This window comes from Aquimarina acroporae, from assembly GCF_023195925.1.
Lineage (GTDB): Bacteria > Bacteroidota > Bacteroidia > Flavobacteriales > Flavobacteriaceae > Aquimarina > Aquimarina acroporae.
Genome location: NZ_JALPRE010000020.1, coordinates 35620 through 54770, shown reverse-complemented (window position 1 = coordinate 54770; position 19151 = coordinate 35620). Strand labels below are relative to the sequence as shown.

The 19151-nt window shown below is 34.7% G+C and carries 17 protein-coding genes; 6 read left to right on the top strand and 11 right to left on the bottom strand.

The window, feature by feature from the left end:
• The first annotated feature begins 1 nt into the window (after position 1).
• The 3 genes from M0D21_RS21715 to radA all read left to right on the top strand — a co-directional run bounded on the left by M0D21_RS21715 (position 2) and on the right by radA (position 3649).
• Complete coding sequence (locus tag M0D21_RS21715) at positions 2-973, top strand: lysylphosphatidylglycerol synthase transmembrane domain-containing protein (protein ID WP_248333446.1); 972 nt, start codon at positions 2-4, stop codon at positions 971-973.
• A gap of 48 nt (positions 974-1021) precedes the next feature.
• On the top strand, positions 1022-2167 hold the full coding sequence (locus M0D21_RS21710; RefSeq protein ID WP_248333444.1) for an alpha/beta hydrolase: 1146 nt from the start codon (positions 1022-1024) through the stop codon (positions 2165-2167).
• A gap of 114 nt (positions 2168-2281) precedes the next feature.
• Entirely contained in the window at positions 2282-3649 is a 1368-nt protein-coding gene (gene radA / locus M0D21_RS21705) for a DNA repair protein RadA (RefSeq protein WP_248333442.1), read from the top strand.
• 48 nt (positions 3650-3697) lie between these two features.
• On the opposite strand, the gene M0D21_RS21700 is transcribed toward radA, so the two are convergent.
• From M0D21_RS21700 to M0D21_RS21675, 6 genes are all read right to left on the bottom strand, one after another.
• Positions 3698-4327 carry a hypothetical protein gene (locus M0D21_RS21700; protein WP_248333440.1) on the bottom strand — a complete coding sequence of 210 codons (630 nt, stop codon included), beginning with the start codon at positions 4325-4327 and terminating at the stop codon, positions 3698-3700.
• Between the two features lies 1 nt (position 4328).
• Positions 4329-5603, bottom strand: a complete 1275-nt coding sequence (locus M0D21_RS21695) for a hypothetical protein (RefSeq protein WP_248333438.1) — start codon at positions 5601-5603, stop codon at positions 4329-4331.
• Positions 5604-5932: 329 nt separating this feature from the next.
• Positions 5933-6964, bottom strand: a complete 1032-nt coding sequence (locus M0D21_RS21690) for an aldo/keto reductase (RefSeq protein WP_248333436.1) — start codon at positions 6962-6964, stop codon at positions 5933-5935.
• A 694-nt stretch (positions 6965-7658) separates the two neighbouring features.
• Positions 7659-7955, bottom strand: a complete 297-nt coding sequence (locus tag M0D21_RS21685) for a hypothetical protein (RefSeq protein WP_248333434.1) — start codon at positions 7953-7955, stop codon at positions 7659-7661.
• Between the two features lie 159 nt (positions 7956-8114).
• On the bottom strand, positions 8115-8795 hold the full coding sequence (locus M0D21_RS21680; RefSeq protein WP_248333433.1) for a TerB family tellurite resistance protein: 681 nt from the start codon (positions 8793-8795) through the stop codon (positions 8115-8117).
• 176 nt (positions 8796-8971) lie between these two features.
• Positions 8972-9496, bottom strand: coding sequence for a hypothetical protein (locus M0D21_RS21675; protein ID WP_248333432.1), 525 nt, complete (start codon positions 9494-9496; stop codon positions 8972-8974).
• 296 nt (positions 9497-9792) lie between these two features.
• Here M0D21_RS21675 and M0D21_RS21670 point away from each other — a divergent pair, with 296 nt between their 5' ends.
• Positions 9793-10197, top strand: coding sequence for a hypothetical protein (locus tag M0D21_RS21670; RefSeq protein WP_248333430.1), 405 nt, complete (start codon positions 9793-9795; stop codon positions 10195-10197).
• Between the two features lie 84 nt (positions 10198-10281).
• On the opposite strand, the gene M0D21_RS21665 is transcribed toward M0D21_RS21670, so the two are convergent.
• A complete protein-coding gene (locus M0D21_RS21665; RefSeq protein WP_248333428.1) occupies positions 10282-11241 on the bottom strand; it encodes an OmpA/MotB family protein in 960 nt (319 codons plus the stop codon).
• Positions 11242-11271: 30 nt separating this feature from the next.
• The gene (locus tag M0D21_RS21660; RefSeq protein WP_248333426.1) at positions 11272-12036 is read right to left on the bottom strand and encodes an exodeoxyribonuclease III; all 765 of its coding nucleotides are present in this window, start codon (positions 12034-12036) and stop codon (positions 11272-11274) included.
• 178 nt (positions 12037-12214) lie between these two features.
• Here M0D21_RS21660 and M0D21_RS21655 point away from each other — a divergent pair, with 178 nt between their 5' ends.
• Positions 12215-12571 carry a hypothetical protein gene (locus M0D21_RS21655; protein WP_248333424.1) on the top strand — a complete coding sequence of 119 codons (357 nt, stop codon included), beginning with the start codon at positions 12215-12217 and terminating at the stop codon, positions 12569-12571.
• A gap of 5 nt (positions 12572-12576) precedes the next feature.
• Here M0D21_RS21655 and M0D21_RS21650 read toward each other — a convergent pair whose 3' ends face one another.
• The 3 genes from M0D21_RS21650 to M0D21_RS21640 form a co-directional block, all read right to left on the bottom strand.
• On the bottom strand, positions 12577-15573 hold the full coding sequence (locus tag M0D21_RS21650; RefSeq protein ID WP_248333422.1) for a GEVED domain-containing protein: 2997 nt from the start codon (positions 15571-15573) through the stop codon (positions 12577-12579).
• 219 nt (positions 15574-15792) lie between these two features.
• Positions 15793-17328: a glycine--tRNA ligase gene (locus tag M0D21_RS21645; RefSeq protein WP_248333420.1), complete on the bottom strand. Its 1536-nt coding sequence runs from the start codon at positions 17326-17328 to the stop codon at positions 15793-15795.
• 142 nt (positions 17329-17470) lie between these two features.
• Positions 17471-18352, bottom strand: a complete 882-nt coding sequence (locus M0D21_RS21640; protein ID WP_248333418.1) for a hypothetical protein — start codon at positions 18350-18352, stop codon at positions 17471-17473.
• Positions 18353-18425: 73 nt separating this feature from the next.
• Between M0D21_RS21640 and M0D21_RS21635 the strand changes: the two genes are divergently transcribed.
• Positions 18426-19106, top strand: a complete 681-nt coding sequence (locus M0D21_RS21635; RefSeq protein WP_248333416.1) for a ComF family protein — start codon at positions 18426-18428, stop codon at positions 19104-19106.
• Positions 19107-19151: the final 45 nt, after the last annotated feature.

The window sequence follows — 19151 nt, the reverse complement described above, 5'->3', positions numbered from 1 at the left end:
AGTGAATCAAAAACTTATAAAACTTCTTAAAATAATACTCCCAATTGGCTTGGGAGTTTTTTTAATTTGGTACTTCCTGAGTTCTGCGACTCCAGAATACAGACAAGAGCTACTTAATAGTATTGTTAATGCAGACCCAATGTGGGTAACCCTCTCTCTCATTTTGGGAATTGCTTCTCATCTCTCCAGAGCATATCGCTGGAAATTTATGTTAAACCCTCTTGGATATAAGCCAAAACTCTACAATAACTTTATGGCGGTCATGATAGGCTACTTAGCCAATCTTGGCATTCCCAGATCGGGTGAAGTACTACGAGGAGTAACCACTTCTACCTACGAAAAAATACCATTTGAAAAAGTTTTTGGAACTATAGTATCTGAAAGAATTACTGATTTAATCATGCTCGTTCTAGTCACATCTTTGGCAGGAATTCTTCAGACCGAATATTTAATGAACTTTTTGGATGAAAAGAACATTAACCCTATTTACACTTTAGGAATATTAATGGGTCTAATAATCATAGGATATATTGGCTTAATGATATTGAAAAAATCATCAAATAGATTTATAATAAAAATTAGAAACTTCGGCCTGGGACTATGGGAAGGTATGAAGAGCATCTTTACCATGAAACAAAAATGGGCATTCCTCTTTCATACTTTTTTAATCTGGTTTCTTTACGTACTCATGTTTTATGTAATAAAATTTGCTGTTCCGAACCTTAGTAGCGCATCTATTGGTGTAATTCTAGTAGCATTTGTAGTTGGCTCTTTTTCGATGTCAACCACCAATGGAGGTATTGGAATCTTACCTTTTCCAATAGTTGTAGGTGCTGTTTTTGTGTTTTTTGGCTTTGAAAAAAGTGATGGCGAAGCTTTTGGATGGATACTTTGGGGCTCCCAAACCGCAATAAACATAGTTATAGGTGCGTTATCCTTTTTGTTTCTGCCTATTGTAAACCGGGAGAAATAACTAAATTTTTATATATTGTCCCTAGCTTAACCTAAATCTTAATTACTTATGAAGAAAAGCATAACTTTAATTATAGCCTGCATTTTTGTTTTTTCGGGTTATAGCCAAGCTATTTATGAATCGTTTCGTTCTATAAAATTAGATCAAAGCAGGGAACTCAAAATTCAGCTACCACGTAACTATAAAAAGAATGTAGACAAAACATATCCACTAATTCTTGTTTTAGATGGAGATTACCTCTTTGAACCTGTGGCAGGAAATGTCGACTATTTTTCATATTGGGAAGATATGCCAGAATCTATCGTGGTTGGTGTCAACCAGAGAAAGACCAGAGAAGACGACTGCAGATATGATCTTGCAGAATATTTACCAAATCAAAAAGGAGCTCAGTTTTTTGAGTTTATAGGGCAAGAACTAATTCCTCACCTTGATCAGACATATAGAACTGCCCAACTTAAAATAATTATTGGGCACGATTATACGGCCAATTACATTAATTACTTCCTTTTTAAGGACAATCCTATATTTCAAGCATACATTTGTTTAAGCCCAGAATTTGCACCACCTATGGTGGATCGTATCACCAATATTTTAAGTAGCTCTTCAGACATATGGTATTATACTGCTACTGCCACCAATGATGCAGAAATTATTAAAAAATCGGTTAGAGACTTTAATGATCAAATGAGTGGAGTAGAAAACCCTGATACCCATTTTTTCTTTGATGACTTTGATGAATCTTCTCACTACACCTTGGTAGGAAGAGGAATTCCTAGAGCACTAGAAGCCATTTTTGAAATGTACAGACCAATAAGCAAAAAGACCTATAAAGAAGTATTGCTACCTTTAGAAACATCGACGTATGACTATTTGGTAGACATGTATAAGACCACAGAAAACCTTTATGGTATCAAACGACAAATACGAATTAATGATTTTGTAGCCGTATCTACTGCTATCGAAAAAAATCAAAAATGGGAAGAGCTAGAACCACTAGGAAAATTGGCTAACAAAGAACACCCAGAGAAAATGTTAGGGTATTATTATCTAGGTATGTTTTATGAACAAACCGGTGAACCTAAAAAAGCAATGAGAGCTTATGAAAATGGATTTCAGCTTGAAGAGGTAGCTTTCCTTACAAAAGATTATATGCTAGACAAGGTAAATAAGATTAAGGAAGATTTTGGATGGTAAATTACTATCTCCAGTAACATATTCGAAAAGGATCCTAAAAAAGGGTCCTTTTTATTTTTAAGACGCTTCATTTAAAATCAAATAGTAGTATTTTTACACCTCATCTTTTTGAATATGGCCAAAACCAAAACTGTTTTTTTCTGTCAAAACTGCGGTGCTCAATATGCAAAATGGCAAGGACAATGTACTTCTTGCAAAGCATGGAATACGATTGCCGAGGAAGTCGTACAAAAAGCAGAAAAAAAGGACTGGAAAAATGCTACTTCAGCTCCAACTCAAAAAACAATTGCAAAGCCTCTTCGTATTTCAGAAATCGATACTAGTAAAGAAGCAAGGTATAACACAGACGATTCTGAATTAAACAGAGTACTTGGGGGCGGATTAGTTCCCGGTTCATTAACCCTTTTGGGAGGAGAGCCAGGTATTGGAAAAAGCACATTATTATTGCAAATTAGTCTTAAGCTCCCTTACAAAACTCTATATGTTTCTGGAGAAGAAAGCCAGAAACAAATCAAAATGCGGGCAGAACGTATTCACTCTAAAACTGATAATTGTCTTATCCTAACCGAAACCAAAACTCAAAATATTTTTAGGCAAATAGAAGCCACAGAACCCGATATTGTCATTATAGATTCTATACAAACCTTGCACAGTGATTATATTGAAAGTAGTGCTGGGAGTATATCGCAAATACGAGAATGTACTACAGAGCTTATCAAATTTGCAAAGGAAACCGCTACTCCTGTTATTTTAATAGGCCATATTACTAAAGACGGCAATATTGCCGGACCAAAAATATTGGAACACATGGTCGATACCGTACTTCAATTTGAAGGAGATCGTAATCATGTCTACAGAATTTTACGTGCTTTAAAAAATCGTTTTGGATCAACATCTGAGCTTGGGATTTATGAAATGCAAGGCAGCGGATTGCGGGAGGTAAACAATCCAAGCGAAATCCTAATATCAAAAAAAGATGAAGATCTAAGTGGTACTGCCATAGCCTCAACCTTAGAAGGCATGCGCCCGCTAATGATCGAAATACAAGCATTGGTAAGCACCGCAGTTTACGGAACCCCACAACGAAGCGCTACAGGGTATAATCTGAAGCGATTAAATATGATCCTCGCTGTACTCGAAAAACGTGCAGGTTTTAGACTAGGAGCTAAAGACGTATTCTTAAATATTACCGGAGGTATTACAGTAGATGACCCCGCTATTGACCTTGCAGTAGTAGCATCGATTTTATCATCTAGTGAGGATATCCCAATTCCTAAAGACTACTGTTTTGCTGCCGAAGTAGGACTTGCAGGAGAAATACGACCCGTCACAAGGGTAGAACAACGCATACAAGAGGCAGAAAAACTAGGTTTCTCTACCATTTTTGTATCCAAATACAACAAAATATCGTTGCCAAACTCCAAAATAAAGGTACAACTGGTATCTAAAATTGAGGATGTTGCAGAGTATTTGTTTGGGTAAAAAAACCTCACATAAAAAATATATGAGGTTTTTTAAAATTGACTTTTTTTATTTGGTAGATGGAGGAGGTGATAAATCAAAAGCAAAGTTTGTCTTAAATTGAACGCTTAAGTACAATGAATCTTTATAATCTTTCTTGATTTCCACAAATTCCTCTCCAATTTCTAATAATATATTTTTGATAGTATTAATACTCTCATTACTATTTGTACTAATACTTACAAAAGCTTTTTTTGGAGATTCTGAATATTTTGATTCATTTTTCTCATTTAAAATATGCTTTCTAAGTATTTGCTTTAAACTATCTATTGGAAATGCGGTAAAATTGTCAACTCTAACACTATCCTTTTTTATATAAAGTTCATTTCGTTGTTTCGAACAAAATATTATACGATTATCAGGACAAGAATGACATGGGGATATTCTATACCTTGAGTTGTTAATGTTAAAACCAATAACAGGTTTTTGATTTTCGCAGGTTATACGATCCAAATTTTGTATTAAACTTCCAAAATTCTCCAAGCTATCTAAATCAAATTCATAGGATTCAGCTACATCATTGTAACAAGAATTGAATGACAAATCTGAAATCAAATTTTCACCTACTTTGCTTTTAACAGATGTATTGCAGCTCACAACTAATAGGGCTGCTAATATGAAAATTATATTTTTTTTCATTTTAATCACAATTTTTAAAACTAGTATTTCTTACTACCGTATTTTGTAATTGATAAAATCTATCACTATCCGTACTCGAAAGTTTTCCAAAATAATCATATGCACGTAATCCATCCCAACCAAATCCCATATAATAGTCTAATGAATATTTATTATTATCAAGCTCCCTCATTGCTTTTGCAATTGGAACTACATAATTTTCAACCATATACACATGTTGCGCATTGCTATCCATAGTTCTTAGATCTCTTTGATAATAATTATATAATTCGAATAACCTTGGCCTATCATTTGGGTCTACATCACCATTATGTGCTTGATCTACAAATCGAAACAACTCCGCATGAATTCCCTCATGAAGTATCATAGCTGCGGTGTTTATTGAATTTGCGTTGGTGTTTTCTATAATAATAGATAACTCTCCCGTTGTTCCTATTTTGCTACCATCTGTGCATGCATCATCGCTGCTAACACAATTTCCTATTTTAAAGGTTAAAGCATATTTAGGGTCATCAATAAATTTGCCAATTGTAGATTTAAATAAATCTCCGTTAGACTCTTTTAAAATCTCATAGACGCAATCCGCTTTCGAGTTCTTAAAACTTGCGTCTTTAATTATTAAAAATTCTGTAATTAAATTTAACACTTCACCATCCGAGGATACCGGTATAATTGTTTTATCAATTGCATTTCCCTGACTACCAGCAGATCCACTACATGTTGTTACTTGCTTTACATAAGAACCCCTATATTGTCTATGTGAATATCTAGCAGAAACTATAGCTCCCGTTTGTGTATCTACCTCTACATCATACCAATATGTCCAACGTTGTACCACAACACTTGATGTAGTACAACCACCACCGCCACCACAATTACTAGTAGGCTCTAAGCCTTCAAGAACATCACATTTTTGAGGTATTCTTGTAATTAGGTCACGAACAGAACCATCTAGCCGTTTTGTTTGCAAAACACCATTTTCATAAGACTCTATACTCACTTTCTGGCCTTTACTATTATAAATGTATGCCATACCAGAAAAGTCTTCCACACTTGTATAAAATAAATTAATATTTTCACTGTCTACCCTGGGTAGTAGTTCCACAATATAAAACTCTGGTTCATCATTAGTGATAAAACGAGCAATTAATCTGTAAACAGATGATGTATAACCATGTACAGAAGGTTGAGAAAAATATTTTTTCTCAATTAAAAATTCATAAAATAAATCTCCTCCTATTTTATTGATTGTATAAGAAGACCAATCGATAAGCAATTCATCTTTTTCTATTTCAACAGAATTTTCAAATTGATCAAAAGAAAATTCTTTTTCGAGTATTTGAATAGGAGTTAATTGAATATCCTGAGAATCTTTCTCTCAACTTATAGTAATACCCAGAAATAAAACAGCTAAAAAATAAATTAATTTCCCCAATTTTTTGTTCATCATAACTTGAATGATTTTAAAGATTTGTAAATAAACTAATAATTGGGTAGGACTGATGTAAATCGAAGTCGAAAGTACAAATAAAGATCAAAAAAGACGAATCAAAAAACCTCAAAATATTTATGGCTTAGCCATATTTGCTATATAAAAATAATCCGCTACGGCGCGGGATTAGGATTGTTCTCATGCACCTCTTCTATCTCTTTTAAAATCTCTTTAGAAAGCGTAAGGTTAATACTATCTATGTTTTCCTTTAATTGAGTAAGGTTTGTAGCCCCTATAATATTACTAGTAACAAATGGACGATCATTTACAAATGATAATGCCATTTGAGTTAAACTAATACCATGTTTTTTGGCTATTTCATTATAAGCTCTGGTTGCTTCGAACGACTTTTCATTATGATATCTTGAAAATTGCGGGAACAACGTTACCCTACCGTCCTTGGGCATTTCTTCTAAATATTTTCCGGTTAACTGACCAAATCCAAGAGGGGAATACGGTAAATGACCCACATTTTCTCGATGAAGCACTTCTGTAAGGCCAATTTCATCTTTTCTGTTTAGTAAATTATATGGGTTTTGAACAGTAATCATTTTAGGAGCCCCTTTTCGCGCTTCTTCACTGTATCTCATTACGCCATAAGCAGTTTCATTAGAAACTCCTACTTGTCTAATTTTACCTTCTTTTACAAACCCCTCGAGCGCGTTTAGAATTTCAGCAAAATTATCTTTCCACTGCTCTTCCTTATCATGAATATAACCTCTCACTCCAAAGAAATTGGTATTTCTTTCAGGCCAATGTAACTGATAAAGGTCTATATAATCGGTTTGTAAACGATCTAAACTTTTATGAATAGCATCTGCAAATTCGGCTTTGGTAAACCCTCCTGTTCGAATATGTTTTACAAATTCTCTTGGCCCTACAATTTTGGTTGCAATAACAACGTCTTCACGTTTCCCTGTTTTCTTTAACCAACTCCCAATAATACGCTCTGTACTACCCTGGGTATCTTTATTAGCAGGTACAGAATACAATTCGGCTGTATCTATAAAGTTCACTCCCTGGTCAATAGCATAGTCTAACTGATCATGTCCCTCTTGCTCTGTATTTTGCTCTCCCCAGGTCATACTCCCAAGGCATATTTTACTTACTTTAATATCTGTGTTGGGTAAGGTAGTATACTTCATTTATGTTTAGTCTAGTAATTTAGTCGATTAATGAGGTCAAAAGTAGAAACTCTTAGGATAAACTATTGCAAAAATTATCATAATAAATTAAATCTTAAATAGCATAAAAGCCTTACTACCAAATCTAATTGTGTAGTAAATCTACAATAAACCACATTTTATCTACAACATATTATGGCACACATATGTCAGATTTATCATAAAATTTTGACTATCAATTATTTATACTTTTAAAAGAAATATGGAACAATTATTTCTTCTATTCTAAAGCATATAGGGTTGTAACAACTACATACTAACTAATCATAAATAACCCAACCAAAACTGTGTATGCAAACACTCAGGGGGTGTGGTTTGACCCCAATAAAGAAGAGTAATGACTGACTGTACTCTACTTTTAACCTGAAAAAGAGCTTCGATATGAAGCTCTTTTTTTTTACAAAAACAGACGCGACTACCCCATTGCCCCGCCTGTTTCATACAACTAACCAACCTAAACACCAATTATTGCGTTTAACATTTATATAAACTTACTTCGTTTTTATATGTTACAAAATGAAGAATTAGGGAACGATACTTTTGAATGAGGGAACTTATATTTTGAATAAAAAAACCATGCACCTCAAATTGCATTAATCTTAATGTGGAAAGCTCACTATTACCAACAAAAAAAGCGCTTATAGCGCTACATTTATTACAAGGGAAGGATTTTAACTACCTTACCATATACATTTTTGGTCCATCCGTTTAGGTGACCCCGGTTATTACCGATCAGTAATCCTCGTTTCGCATTTTTTCCTTTTACCAAATGCGTAAAACAGTTTCCTCTTACTTTACAAAACACAATATCTCCTGTTTCACAGTCTTGCCAATCTATAGGCTTTAATATTACAGGTTGTTTTGATTTCAGTATAGGTAACATCGAATTACCAGGCTCCTTGGAGACGATTGTCTCACCATTCAATAGTTTTTGAATTTTCCAATTCATCATTCATAGTTTTAAAATTAAACTTCAATTCAAAAACTATGGAGTATGGTATTCACCAGAACCTTTACAAAGGTATATATTTAACTGTAATAAACAAGTTCAGAAAAAAAGCAGCTAATCAACATTAGCTGCTTTTTGCAATTAAACTTTATGAATTAGCCTTTAATTTAATTGTCCTTCTTTAAGTTCTGAAATATCTTTTTGTCTTAATTTATCGATCAATGCCTGATACATTTCTTTTGGAAGACCACAAGCAATCAGATATTCTTTCATTAAGTTTTCTTCTTCTTTTTCTATAGACCCATCGGCCAGCAGGACCACTGCTGCCTGAGCAAGTATATTGATCAATGCCTCAGAAGACAGTGCATTTCTAGCTTCGTTGAGATAATTAAAAACCTGGTTATCTTTATTAGCATGTTCCTTAACCTGGTTATGAATACTCATTAGTTCTTCCTTCATTTCAGGAAATCCGGCAATGGCATCCATAATTTCACGCTCTTCTTCTGGAGCAAAATCATTGTCAATAATAGACATATGGGTCATAGAAGCGACAAGTGCTCGACCAAAAACTTGTTTCGCCTTCTTTTGATTTTCATCAATCTCCTGTTGAGAACGCTGCAATATTGTCTTTATATTTTCATTATAAGCACTTTTACAACTATCGCATTGGTAAAATCGATCTACAACATCTAATGGAATTACAGGAATAAAAAACAAAGTAAACCAACGGCGGTACAACTTGTTAACTAGGTTTCCATTGTTACAATTTGGGCATGAATTGGTGAGAACGGGACTTTCACTCACGGTGTGTTTTAGTCCTCGTGTTCCGAAGATAATAAACATAATATGTAGGTATTTATAAATTTGGTGTCTTAAAGATACTATAATAATCGAAAACACCTAATAATTATGCAGTTAACTCTGTAGAAAGGCTCCCTTTTTACAAACTGAAAAACATGGTAACCCTATAATTTACACTAGTCAATAAACGTGTAGATAATACCTGTAAAAACAGTGCACTACTCTTTGTTCACCTTTTTGTTAATACCGCATTTTCTCCTCACCGTTCTTTCGGCAAGGGCCGCAACATTTCTGGCTTGCCCCTCAGATATTCCGTCTTTAATAACCTCATCATATACGGATTTGTTTTCTAAAAGACCTCGTAGCACACACATAAACCCTGGGCTGTCTTTCCCTTTATAAGGATTCTTTTTTTGGGGCTTTGCGATCAACTCCCCAAATAAGCGATCTTTTAACACTCTATCTTGCTGTACTTCTAATACAAATGCATATAAAACATTTTGATCTGCCGGATCCAAATCATTCACCTTATCCAATGCATTATTATATTCATCATTGGTAAAAGTAAAATATTCATAGATATCAATGTAATTGACATGTACCGCTTCTTCCTCCTGTATCTCTTCTTCATTCTGATATTCGTCCTCGCTCTGATACTCTTCTTCATAATACTCTTCGTTTTCCTGACTCATGCCTTTTATCACAGATAGTAGCAACAATACAAAAATGGGTAGCCTCTTCATGGGTGCAATGGTTTTAAATTATGGGGTTTAATAAACGTTTAGCAACGTCTTTTTATCAACTGCTTTCCTTATCTTTATTATTTCGCATAAAAACAGAATGCTTTGCCAATATATGCATAATTAAGTATTTTATTTTGGTTTCCTAAATCTATGGCATACTTTTTGGTTTTTATCGAATAAATTGATTATTTTAACCTCGTTTTTAAGGTTATTTTAACAATAAAAAACAATTTATGCCGTTTGATAACAGGCGAATTTAACTTTAAAACTAAATAGATTTTTAACACCCAAACATTATGAAAAAATTATTTCTACTTGCATTTGTGCTATGTGCAGGATTATCGGTTCACGCTCAACAATATAACAGTAAAGAGCTAAGTGAACTTTTTAGCGATGAGCTTTATCCATTGGCAAAAGATATCTCAGAATATACTGGTAAGGTTATTGCTCATGGTAATGTCATTTCTATTGTAAAAAAGACTGGAACTACTTCATTGGCTAAAAAGAAGATAGAAGGTATTTCTGTGGAAGCCTACACATTTTCCTTACTCACCTCTACAGGTAGAGAGATCAATCTAAGCAATGACCAACTACTCGCCAATAAAGTTGTCAATAAATTCTTTGACGTCTTAAGACGAGTTAAAGAAAGTATGAAACAGGATAACAGAGCAGATGTTGAAAAGATACTTGATGCACTTTAGATAAAATCTTTGTTTACTAAGCAAATAAAAAAAGCGACCAAAAATGGTCGCTTTTTTTATTTATTATTTCTTATTTCTGCTCACCTAGATATCATTTAATAACTTAGTGATCTCATCTAGTTTTGGTGTTAGAATTACTTCAATTCTTCTATTCTTGCTTTTTCCTTCATTGGTATCATTACTAGCTACCGGAGCAAACTCTCCTCTTCCTGCTGCTGTAAGGTTTTGAGGGTCAATAGCACTATTCTCCAACAAAATATTTACAATTGCTGTAGCCCTTTTGGTAGATAAATCCCAGTTACCTGATAATTGCGTATTCCCAGTATACGGGTCATCATCGGTATGCCCCTCAATAAGTACTGCAATATCTTGATTCTCGCCCAGCACTGTACCCAACTGTTTTACGGCACTTCTACCTTGCGATCCTACTGCCCAACTACCCGATTGAAACAACAGTTTATTTTCCATAGAAATATAAACCTTACCGTTGCGTTCTTCTACGGTAAGTCCCTTTCCTTCGAAGTTTCTAAGGGCTTTTGATATGGCTCCTTTTAACGCTCGCATTTTGGCATCTTTGGCCGCTATTAGACCTTCTAGCTCATCTATTCGTTGTGAACGAGCATCTAGATCTCGTTGCAGATTATCAAGTCGAGTACGCTCCTGTGCCAAAGCTCGCTCCTTATCTTCAAGTTGTCCTAAAAGTTCTCTGTTTCGTTTACTGTTGGCAGCAATAGCAGCAGAACTGTTTTTTTCTAAGGCATCATACGAATTCTTTAAGTTTTCATAATTCGCTACCGAAGCCTCATATTTTCGTTGCAATTCATCTCTTTCAGACAGTGCTTTTTGATACTGCGCATCTAATTGTTCTAGTGCTTTTTTATCGGCTTCACTGGCTTTTTCAAGTGCTGCTAAATCATCCTCCATTCTACGATTTTCACGTTTCAGATTGGCATACTTGCTTTCTAGTTCTTTATATACTTTGGAAGTAACGCAAGAAGAAAATAATGTTCCTACGATTATAACGCCTACAATCTTTTTAATCATATTCTAGGTTTAATAGTTTATACTTATCAATCACATTTCAAGTTCGACCACAATAGGGCAGTGGTCACTATGTTTGGCTTCAGATAAAATAACGGCTCTTTTCAATTTATCTTGTAGTGGTTGTGCTACCATTCCATAATCCAAACGCCATCCTTTGTTATTTGCTCTTGCATTGGCTCTATAGCTCCACCATGAATAATTATGAGGTTCTTGATTAAAGTGTCTAAATGAGTCTATAAACCCACTATCTATAAAGTTCCCTATCCATTCTCTTTCTACAGGTAAAAAACCTGATACGTTTTTATTTCTAACGGGATCATGAATATCAATCGCTTCATGACAAATATTATAATCTCCCAGAATTATAAGATTCGGGTAGTCTTTTTTAAGGTCATTGATATAAGTTTGAAAATCGGCCATATATTTTAGCTTATGCTCTAAGCGCTCAATATTTGTTCCACTAGGTAAATACAGGCTCATGACGGAAACACCATTAAAATCTGCTCTTAGATTCCTTCCCTCATGATCCATATAGTCTATTCCTGTTCCATACTCTATATGATCGGGTTCGGTTTTAGATAATATTGCCACTCCACTATATCCTTTTTTTTGTGCACTATACCAATAGTTGTAGGAATATCCAGCTTTGGCGAATACCTCCAGATCAAGCTGTTCTTTATTTGCTTTTATTTCCTGAAGACAAATTACATCTGGATCGGCTTGTTGTAACCAGTCTAAGAACCCCTTATTGATAGCTGCACGTATGCCGTTTACGTTATAGGATATGATTTTCATGAACAGAAGTTTTAAATTTTCAGTAAAAATAAAATTTACCTTTGATCTATACGTTTAAATACATCATAAACTTAAAATTGTTGCAATAGAACTTATTTCTAACCTATAGGATCTTTAAATAGATACTTTCTGATATTTTTTTATGATCTTTATAGAAGCAACCACAAATCACAATATTATGTTTAGAGTCTTATGCATAGCCGCGGTTTTTAGCCTATACACATGTTCAACTACAAAAAACACAGCTTCTAATACTTCAGCTGCAAAAACTGAAACTCAAGAAATAACTGCAAAAGAAATGATCGAAAAAGGATTTAGTAAAGGTACCCTTACTATTAGCAAATCTAAAGGCTGCACTCATATTCTAACCATAGAAGAATATAGTGATAACCTGGACCCTATTAATCTTACAGATTTCTTTAAGGAAGATATTCCTTCCCAGGTATGGGTCAAATTTGCCAATTTAAGAATGGCCAGCAGATGTGGCGATGCTCGTCCTGTTTCGATAATCGAAATAAGCAAACGAGAAGAGTAGGTACATTACCTTACCACAAATCCAGCAACATCACTACTACTTTTGCTTTCTCCAAATCGAGCAAAGTAGACTCCAGACCTAGCAAAAGACATATCTAATGGATATTCAAACCTATTATTAGCATCTCTCTTCACTAAATTCGAAGCAACGATTTGCCCAGAAATGCTAAAGATATATACTCTTAATTCTTCGGGCGCATTACTATCTACCTTAGAAATTAAAAACTGATTATCTGGTTCTGAAATTACCGTAAGATTCGTATTTAAACTTGGATCAGGACCAGCAGTATCATCAACAATTTCTACTGTATAATCATGAGTACTTCCGAACTGCATAGACTGGCATGGTTCATTAAGAGGCCCACCAGTATTGGTCACCGTATCTCCTCCTCGAATCCTAAATAAGTGTGTCCCCAAAGGAGTATCATTTGGAATAGAGAAACTAAATTCAACATCAGAATTAGCAAGAGTAATTGCAATACTGTTCACTATGAGTTCTGAAGTTTCAAAAATATTATTATCATTAAAATCTATCCAGATAGAAAATCTTTCATGCTCTTCTTCGTTTCCAAACCCAGACTGTACTGTGCCAGAAAACTCTCCTACGTTTCTATTTAACTGAATTGTGAAATCCTGTGTAAAATCTTCATATCCTGTACCACAAGAAATTGGTCTATTAGACACATTGGCAAGTTCAAAAGAGATAATCCCATCTCCAAACTGAGCACAATCTGAATTAGGAGCACATAACTCATTAGTAATTGTTGCAGAAATGGTATCATTGGTAGCAAGTTGATCTCCTACCAATGCTGTTCCTATTTCAAACTCATAAGTCCCAAATGCTTGCATGTTTACCGTGGCAGTAAAGGTATAGGTTGCTGATTCTTCTGGTTCAATGGTACCGGTAAACACCTCATTTACTGCTGCCCCCCCATTAAAAGTATAGAAAACTGGAATATTTGACTGTGAAGAGCCTCCAAAATTAAAAATGGTTATTGTAACTTCTTCGGCATCTGTAAATTGTCCCGTTTCGGTTGGAAACACTAAACTTCGAATTCCAACATCATTGGCTAATAGATTTCTAACTACTGCACTAAAGCAATCATTATCTGGCGAAACATCTCCGGTTAAGTTAGTTTCCACTGTAATTTCATAACTAGATTCTGCAGCTAGATCTGCTGTAGAAGCAAACGAAAAAGAGGCTGTTGCACCTGGTGCAATAGGCCCTGCAAACATTTCAGTTTGCACAGCACCTCCATTAATAGCATAATCGACCGGTATATCACTTTGTGCAACAGTACCAAAGTTCTTTATGGTAACTGTTATTGTTTCAGTATTGCTTAACGTTGCATCGGTAGGGCTATCAATACTTACTACTCCCACATCAGTGGTTACATCTTCAGCAACTTTAAAAACCCCTACAATATTTCTAGCATTGTTTCCTCCAGATTCAAAATACTCTGCAATATGCCAAAAAGTACTATCATCTACAGGATCAACGGTGATTTGTGCATAATCTCCATAACGATTTTGTGTTGTCCTGTTTATATCAGATCCAACAGCAATAGTTTGCTCAGCAATAGTCATTGTACCCAATGGATCTCCTGCTAACCTACCCGTATATCGTATAGAGGCAAAGCTATCCGCTGTAGCTCCATTATCTGTTGTTCCCATTGTTGTATATCCCATACCTATGTTTCCATAAATATCCATTGCCATACTTGCACACCATGCACTTTTACCATCTGGAGAAGTATATGTTCCTTCCTGGTGTACTGTCCATGGTTGGCCATCTGCTGTTTGTCTTAGTTCATACCATCTAATAGCGGCTATATTATCTTGGTCTGTATCGATATCTATAGGAAAATTAAGAACTACAGCATTGTAGTCACAAAACCTTCGGTAGTTGGTAGCAAACATTACCGCTCCTTGAAGCACATCAATATCCTGTCCCGAAGAACCTGGCTGAGGAAGATTACCAAAGGATCCTCCATCAAAAGTAGAATCAAATGGTGTTACGGTAAGCTCTTCTGCTTCGGTAATCGAAGATTCACTTAAATTAAACCAATCGACATTAATTTCCCAAAATTTCAAAATATCTGCTGTAACTCCTGCCCACTCATCATCTTGAAAATATACAATACGTGCTCCTCCTTCTGGTGGCAATTCTGTTCCAATTGCATTAAAAGAAGCCGGACTATAAAACCCCCCAATACGAGCTCCAGGAAGTGGAAACCCTACCATATCTACATTATCCTCTCCTTTAAGCATTCTTTCCCTATCGATCACGAATACTACTTCACTTTCCTGCACATTACCTTGATCTTTATTTGCCGTTACATAATATCCATCGGACCAGATTGAAAATTTTGTATAATCTGGAAAAGAACCTGTATTAAATCTATAGGTAAACCACCCATCGTTTACAGGATCAGGCCCTTGACCAACTGCTACCAAAAATCCATTAGGCGAATTTGAAAATTGCGTAATCACAAATCGATCTGCAAAACTATCATAAAACACTATTGGATCTCCCAAGGTTTCTCCTGGAAAAATGCTGGCTAACGATGTTGAACCAACTATTTCATTACCAGTCCTGTCGTGAATTGCAAAAGCAGAGTTCTTGGCACTGATATAATGATTAGGCCCTATAGCTCCCGTTGGGTCTGTTGGAGCAGTCGAACTAGAATTAACTTCAAAAGTAAGTGAAGGAGCTTTTCCTGGCCTTTTAACTTGATTGTTTTTACCTAAACTTAAAAGAGGGTCTTTTCCGTTTCTTGGCAACCCTTTTCCTGGCACGATTCTATTTGCTCCTGTTCTCCTTGGATTAATATTTCCTTTTCTAGGTATTTCTGGAATCAACTTTCTGCCAGAAAGGGGGCCTACCTCTTTCATGTATACAGAAGTACTGGTAAAAGTAGCTTTGCTCGATTTCTTTTCTTGAGAAAAACCAATGGCAAAAACCAATAGGAAAGCGCTTAAAATAATCTTTTTCAGTAGCATAAAAATGGGATTTAGTTGAGTTTTCGGGCTCTTAACCTGATGGCTAAAATACAATTAAACTTCAAAATTTGATAATCACAGAATGCTTATTCTTAATTATCTATAAAAAAGACATATAATTTTCATAAAAGATTCTTTATTTTTTTATGACATTTCATAAAAACAAAAGCTGCCAAAAAAGTATGACAGCTTTATATATAAAACGGGTGATGTATCTATTTATTTTAACCAATATTCTGCATCGGTCTTTTCAGAAATTATAGACTTAAGTTCTGTGATAGGAACACGTTTTTGTTCCATAGTATCCCTATCTCTAATGGTAACCGCATTATCGTTTAAGGTGTCATGATCTACTGTGATACATAGTGGTGTTCCATTGGCATCTTGTCTTCTATAACGACGACCAATTGCGTCTTTTTCATCATAGATGACATTGAATTTCCATTTAAGGTCATCTACTATTTTTTGAGCAACTTCGGGCAAACCATCTTTTTTGACCAGAGGAAGAATTGCTGCTTTTATAGGAGCCACAACAGCAGGAAGTTTTAATACCACTCTGCTACTTCCATCTTCAAGATCTTCTTCTTGTAATGCAGTGGAGAACACGGCTAAAAACATACGATCAAGACCTACAGAAGTTTCTACCACATATGGCACATAACTCTCTTTAAGTTCTGGATCGAAAAATTGCAACTTCTTACCTGAATACTCTTCGTGTGCTTTAAGATCAAAGTCGGTTCTGGAGTGTATTCCTTCTAACTCTTTAAAACCAAAAGGGAAATTGAATTCTATATCGGCAGCGGCATTGGCATAGTGAGCTAATTTATCATGATCGTGGAAACGATAATTTTCCTCGCCCAATCCTAGTGAAAGGTGCCATTTTAAACGAGTTTCTTTCCAGTATTCATACCACTTCATTTCATCACCAGGGCGAACAAAAAACTGCATTTCCATTTGCTCAAATTCTCTCATCCTGAAGATAAATTGTCTTGCTACAATTTCATTTCTAAATGCTTTTCCTGTTTGTGCAATACCGAAAGGAATTTTCATTCTTCCTGTTTTTTGCACATTAAGGAAATTCACAAAAATACCTTGAGCTGTTTCTGGTCTGAGGTATAGATCTGTAGCAGTATCTGCAGAAGCCCCAAGTTTGGTACCAAACATCAAGTTAAACTGTCGAACATCGGTCCAATTCTTTGATCCTGTTTCTGGGCAACCTATCCCAAGATCCTCTATTAACTGTTTGAAGCCTGCAAGATCATTTTCTTCCTGAACTCTAGTAAGTTCTGCAGTAATTCTATCAATTTCTTTTTGCCTTCTAAGGACATTAGCATTGGTACTTCTAAATTCCTCTTCATTAAAAGCTTCTCCAAAACGTTTTTTGGCTTTGGTAATATCTTTTTCTATTTTCTGATTGATTTTCTCTCTAAAGTCCTCAACCAAAACATCGGCTCTATATCTTTTTTTAGAATCTTTATTATCTATAAGAGGATCGTTAAATGCATCGACATGGCCAGAAGCTTTCCAGGTAGTTGGATGCATAAATATAGCGGCGTCTAACCCTACTATATTCTGGTGCATATTAACCATGCTTTTCCACCAATACTCTCTAATATTTTTTTTCAGTTCTACTCCATTTTGCCCATAATCATAAACGGCACTTAAACCGTCATAAATCTCACTAGAACCAAAAATATACCCATACTCTTTTGCATGAGCAATTACCTTTTTAAATTTATCTTCTTGCTTTGCCATTGCGCAAAAATAATTGAATTTGTATGAATTGAAAGCGAAATTATCGATTTAATGAATCGAAAACAAAATTTCTCATAAAAGCATAAAAAAAGCCGCTATATTGATAAAATATAGCGGCTTTCAAATTTATATTTTGAAGAAATTATTTTAACTCAAACTGAGTATTTGAAATCATTCTTGGTCCAGAGAACAAGTTTACCACATAGTTTCCTTTCACCAATTCTCCTTCGGCAGCATCTACAAGCACACATACATCTAATGCGTCATTTTCATAAAACACCTTGTTTTTACCACTATAAGTAAGAATTCCATCATCAAAGTTTACAGAAACTTTATCTCCAATAAGGTTGTTTGCTGGGTTAATAACCTGAACAAAAAGATCCTTATCGCCTTTTTCTGTTAACTTGTTAGGAGACAATGTAAAACATACTCTCACTTTTTCTGCTCTACTTGCTTTAGAAGTACTAGTGATTTTTCCACTATTTCTAACTCTTACACCTTCTGCTTTAATATTTGCAGCTGTAAGTGCAGAACCTCTTTCAACGATCTCTGCTAACTTATCATTTTGCGTCTTTAAAGAATCTGAAAATATAATTCTTCTATTTAAGGCTACAGAAGTACTATCAAGGTCTGTTGCAAGTTGCGTGTTTGCAGCTGTTAAACTATCTGCCAATTTAAATAATCTTTCACGCTCCTTTTTAAGTTTCCCTACTTCTCTTCTGTATCTAGAAATTAAAGCAAGATTTGCTTCATTATCCTTCACACTATCTAATAACACTACAATACGCTCTTTAGCTTTTAGTAAATGGTCATCCATCACTTCATTAAGAGCAATAGCATTATCGTACTTAGTAATTAATTCACCTAGTTCACTTTCAATTAGATCTTTTTCTTGTTGCAAAATCGCTTTGTTTTGCTTCTCTTCGTTGTAAAACTTATACGTAAATATCCCTAGAATAAGTAAAAGTGCAGCTAGCACACCTATAAGGATTTTAAGGGTTAAGTTATTGTTTTGAGTTGTCATAATTAATTTCTAATTTTTGATGGTTATTTCAAATAGCTAAAATATAATAATTAATGATAATCCCCCTAATAAAATGCTAAGAGACTTAGTCTATTTATTCTTTCCGACATATTGTGCTGCCTGTAACAACCCTCTGCATCAGAATGAAAGGATACTCTGTACTACTTGTCGTCATGAGCTTCCTTTGGGGAATTTTCATAACGTAAACGCAAAAAAAATTGAAAAAGTATTTCGTGGAAGAGCCAATATTGAAAATGGAGCCGCCTTATTGATATTTCAAAAAGGTGGGTTGGTTCAAAATCTAATACACAATTTAAAGTATAGAGGAAGAGAAGAAGTTGGAGAAGAGCTTGGGAAATGGCTAGGCGAAAAATTATTCCAAAGCACTGATTTTCAAAATATTAAATACGTAATTCCAGTACCCCTTCATAAAAAAAGACTTAAAGAACGAGGATACAATCAGGTTAAAAAATTTGGAATAGAAATCTCTAAAAAAATTAATGCAGAATATACTGATACTTTTTTGAAAAAAAATTCCTACAACAACACTCAATCTAAAAGAGAAAAACTCAAACGATGGCAAAATACAGCTGAAACATTTGAGTTACAGAACACGTCTTTATTAGAAAATCAACATATCCTGCTAGTAGATGACATTATTACTACAGGATCGACCATTGAAGCTTGCATAAACGTTTTAAAGACAGTTCAAGGCATTAAAATAAGTATTGCTGCTATGGCAATAACAGAATAGTTTTTTTGTTTTTTAATATAGTTGTTTCTTTGTGTCACTAAAATT